Raw genomic sequence first — 2,235 nt, 5'->3', positions numbered from 1 at the left:
GTCGGGGGCGGGCGCCACGTGCTGCCAACGGGCTTCCTCGGCAAAGGCATTGACGTTGCCGGAGCGGGAGTCCATCATCCTCCGCATGCGGTGTCAACGATGACATGTGTCAACGTTGGCATTCTCCTGGCGAGATCCTTCGCCGAACGCAGCGCCATACGGCTTTCCCCGCTCACTGCTTCCCGTAGGAGTCGCAGATGTCCCGTAGAGCCCGTCCGGTCCTCGTCATCGGTGCCGCCGGCCTCGCCCTGTCACTGGCCGCGTGCGGTTCCGGTTCCGGCGGCGGCTCCCCGTCCGGGGGCAAGGTGAAGGTCGGCCTGATCACCAAGACCGACACCAATCCCTACTTCGTCAAGATGAAGCAGGGCGCAGAGCAGGCCGCCAAGAGCGAGAACGTCGAACTGACCACCGCGGCGGGCAAGTTCGACGGCGACAACGCCAGTCAGGTCACGGCGCTGGAGAACATGGTCGCCGCCGGCGTCAAGGGCGTGCTCATCACCCCCAATGACTCCAAGGCCATCGTCCCCGCGATCGCGAAGGCGCGTGCCAAGGGCGTGCTCGTCATCGCCCTGGACACCCCTCCGGAGCCGCAGGACGCCGCCGACGCGCTGTTCGCCACCGACAACGTGAAGGCAGGCGAGCTGATCGGCGCGTACGCCAAGGCCGCGATGGCCGGCAAGACGCCGAAGATCGCCACGCTGGACCTCGCCCCCGGCGTGTCGGTCGGCGTGCAGCGCCACGAGGGCTTCATCAAGGGGTTCGGGGTCGGTGCCTCCGACCCGTCGATCGTCTGCTCCCAGGACACCGGCGGCGACCAGGCCAAGGGCCAGACCGCCATGGAGACCTGCCTGCAGAAGGCACCCGACATCAACCTGGTCTACGCGATCAACGAGCCGGCGGCGCTCGGCGCGTACACCGCCATCAAGGCCAAGGGCCGCGAGAAGGACGTCACGATCGTCGCCATCGACGGCGGCTGCACCGGCGTGCAGGCGGTCAAGGACGGCAAGATCGCCGCGACCTCCCAGCAGTACCCCCTGAAGATGGCCGCCGACGGGGTCAAGGCGGTGGCGGCGTTCGCCAAGGACGGCAAGAAGACCAGCGGCTACACCGACACCGGCGTCACCCTGATCACCGACAAGGCGCAGACGGGCGCGGAGTCCAAGGACACCGGCTTCGGCCTGCAGAACTGCTGGGGCTGAGCCCGGTGACCGCATCCACCTCGCTCCCCGCCGTGGGCAGGGAACCGGCCGCGCTGCGCCGGTTCCTCACGGCGCCCGCCGCGGGACCGTTCGCGGCCCTCGTCCTCGCCTCGGTGTTCTTCTCCCTGGCCACCGACCAGTTCCTCTCCGGCGGCAACTTCTCGCTGATCCTCCAGCAGGTCATGGTGGTCGGCACGCTCGCCATCGGCCAGACGCTGATCATCCTTACCGCCGGCATCGACCTGTCGTGCGGGGCGGTCATGGCCTTCGGCGGCATCCTCATCGCCAAACTCGCCGTCCAGGGGCCGCTGCCGCCGCTGCTCGCCATCGCCCTCGGCATCCTGGTCTGCGGAGCGTTCGGGCTGGTCAACGGGCTGCTGGTGCGGACGGTTCCGCTGCCCCCGTTCATCGTGACCCTGGGCATGCTCAACGTCGCCTTCGCCCTCACCCACATCTACTCCGACGAACAGACCGTCACCGGCCTCCCGGAACCGCTCACCGCGCTGGGCCGCACCTTCCCGCTCGGCAGGACCGACGTCACCTACGGGTCGCTGGTCACGATCGCCCTCTTCCTGGGCTTCGCCTACGCGCTGAGCAGCACCGCCTGGGGCCGCCACGTCTACGCCCTCGGCAACAGCGCGGAGAGCGCACGGCTCAGCGGCATCCGGGTCTCCCGGCTCACCGTCGGCGTCTACACGGTGGCCGGACTGGTCTACGGCATCGCCGCCCTGCTGCTGGTGTCGCGGACCGGGGTCGGCGACCCCCAGGCGGGGCAGACCGACAACCTCGACAGCATCACCGCCGTCGTCCTCGGCGGCACGAGCCTGTTCGGCGGCCGCGGCACCGTCCTCGGCACGTTCGTCGGTGTGCTCATCGTCGGCGTCTTCCGCAACGGCCTGCAGCTGATGGGCGTCTCCTCCGTGTACCAGACGCTGGTCACCGGCGTGCTGGTGATCCTCGCGGTGACCGTCGACCAGCTCTCGCGAAAGGGGACCCGATGACCGGCTCCGGCCCCCAGGACCCGGCCCCCCAGGAC

Annotated in this window: 2 protein-coding genes; both read left to right on the top strand. The window is 69.5% G+C overall.

The window, feature by feature from the left end; genetic code table 11:
* The first annotated feature begins 197 nt into the window (after positions 1-197).
* Entirely contained in the window at positions 198-1,199 is a 1,002-nt protein-coding gene (locus PV341_RS44785) for a sugar ABC transporter substrate-binding protein (protein ID WP_500323531.1), read from the top strand.
* Positions 1,200-1,204: 5 nt separating this feature from the next.
* Positions 1,205-2,200 (top strand): ABC transporter permease, encoded by a 996-nt coding sequence (locus tag PV341_RS44780; protein ID WP_500323532.1) that lies wholly within the window; start codon positions 1,205-1,207, stop codon positions 2,198-2,200.
* Positions 2,201-2,235 lie beyond the last annotated feature (35 nt).

Source organism: Streptomyces sp. PA03-1a (assembly GCF_033792805.1).
Lineage (GTDB): Bacteria > Actinomycetota > Actinomycetes > Streptomycetales > Streptomycetaceae > Actinacidiphila.
This window is presented reverse-complemented; position numbering and strand designations above follow the sequence as displayed.